Annotated in this window: 1 protein-coding gene; it reads right to left on the reverse strand. The window is 73.5% G+C overall.

Features of this window, described 5'->3' with window-relative positions; all coding sequences use genetic code 11:
• Window positions 1-22: 22 nt before the first annotated feature.
• Window positions 23-1138 carry an acyl-CoA dehydrogenase family protein gene (locus GVL03_RS18790; protein WP_159502534.1) on the reverse strand — a complete coding sequence of 372 codons (1116 nt, stop codon included), beginning with the start codon at window positions 1136-1138 and terminating at the stop codon, window positions 23-25.
• Window positions 1139-1331 lie beyond the last annotated feature (193 nt).

A 1331-nucleotide genomic window follows, 5' to 3' on the forward strand; every position in this document is an offset into this window, starting at 1 on the left:
GGCCCGGACCCCGGCCCGGACCTCAGGCGGTGCCGAGCACCCAGCCGCCCACGAGCTCCTGGCTGAACGGCACGGAGTAGGCCATGAGGGCGCCCGCCTGCGCGTCGCGGAAGATGCGCTGGATGGGGGACGCGAGCAGGTACCCGCCCCCGCCGCCCACGCGCACCGCGAGCGCCGCCGCGCGCCCCGCCACGACGTTGGCGAGCATCTTGGTCTCGGTCGCGGCCGGCATCGCCTCGGGCGAGCGCTGGTCGGCGAGCCAGGCGGTGCGTTCGGCCAGCAGCGTCGCCGCGGTGACCTCGGCCCAGGCGAGCCCGGTCTCCTGCTTGACCCACGAGGCCTCCGCCAGGCTGGTTCCGCCTTTGCTGCGGACGGCGGTCGCCTTCAACGCGTCGAGCGCCGACTCGGCGATGCCGATCGACAGGAACGCGAACCCGACGGTGATGAGGTTCGCGTAGTCGGCGGGCGGCGGGCCGGTGAGCCTCGTGCGCCGGAGCGGGGTGCCGTCGAACAGGATGGTGCGGCTGCGGGTGGCACGCATGCCCATGGTCTCGTCGATCGGGGGGAACGACACGGTGTCGTCGACCGTCACGCCGAAGAACGCCGGCCCGCCGTCGACGCGGGAGTTGAGGAAGAGATGGTCGGCGGCCTCGGATCCGGAGACGAAGAGCTTCCGGCCGGTCAGCGCCCAGTCGTCGCCGTCGACGTCCGCATCCTGCTGCGAGGCGAGGAAGTGGTTGCCGCCCGCGGGCTCGGAGAGCGCATTGGCGAAGCGCTTGCCCGCCTTCAGCTCGGCGGCGAAGAATGCCGCCTCTGCCTCGTTCGAGAGGGTGACGAGGGCGTGCGCGGCGCCGATGTGCATGAGCCATACCGTCGCGACCGCCGGGTGGGCCGCGGCGAGGGTGCGCACGACCGCGCCGAGCGTGGCGTACGAGAGCCCCTCGCCGCCGTGCGCTCGTGGCAGGAACGCCGCGTCGAGACCCGAGGCGCCGAGCTCCCGCAGGTGTTCGATGGGTAGACGCGCCTCGGCGTCGTCGGTCGCGACGGTGCCGCCGAAGCGGGCGGCGAGCTCGGCGACGAGATCGACCCAGCGCTGCTCGGCAGCGGGGACGGCGACGGGGGAGGGACGGCTGAGCATGATGCTCCTCTCGGGTGGAACGGAACGGGTGGAACGGAACGGGCGGAACCGGCGGAACGGATGGCGTGAGCCGGGCGGAATGGAACGGATGGCGGCTGGCGCGAGGCGGGTGGAGCGGTGGGGAGGTCTGGTCGGAGGGAGAGGCTGAGGAGTCGGGCCGGGTGGAGCGACGGGGAATCGGGCCGGAGGGAAC

Origin of the sequence: Microbacterium sp. 18062, assembly GCF_902706225.1 — a bacterium.
GTDB lineage: Bacteria > Actinomycetota > Actinomycetes > Actinomycetales > Microbacteriaceae > Microbacterium.

Bases quoted from the DNA above. Each gene is read 5' to 3' on its own strand.
- GVL03_RS18790 (WP_159502534.1), bottom strand. From the start codon at position 1,138: ATGCTCAGCCGTCCCTCCCCCGTCGCCGTCCCCGCTGCCGAGCAGCGC.